General features: G+C 34.2%; 1 protein-coding gene and 1 pseudogene. Both read left to right on the top strand.

From position 1 onward, the window contains the following. On the top strand, positions 1-202 hold a 202-nt coding region (locus SB775_RS29630), incomplete at its 5' end, for an RsmD family RNA methyltransferase (protein ID WP_410864811.1). Continuing rightward, positions 199-272, top strand: a pseudogene (locus SB775_RS29625) (pantetheine-phosphate adenylyltransferase); the annotation flags it as partial. The gene SB775_RS29630 and the pseudogene SB775_RS29625, both read left to right, overlap by 4 nt.

Genomic DNA, 272 nt, shown 5'->3' with positions numbered 1-272 from the left:
ATATAAAGATCAAAAAATTGTATCTTTAATTAGTGTGATGGATCAACATGGATTGCTACATAGAGATGGATTAATTATGTCAGAGCATGGTAATGATGTGGTTTTACCTGATTCTATAGGGAATCTTGTAAAAGTAAGAGCTGAAAATTATGGGATTACAGCAATATCGATTTATAAGTATGAAGGTGAGGGGACGGAATGACTAGTATAGCTATTTCTTCGGGAAGTTTTGATCCAATTACCCTTGGGCATCTGGATATTATTAAAAGGGG

Source organism: Peribacillus sp. SIMBA_075 (assembly GCF_046534585.1).
The sequence above is the reverse complement of the archived record's forward strand: the minus strand, read 5'-3'. Positions and strand labels throughout refer to the sequence as shown.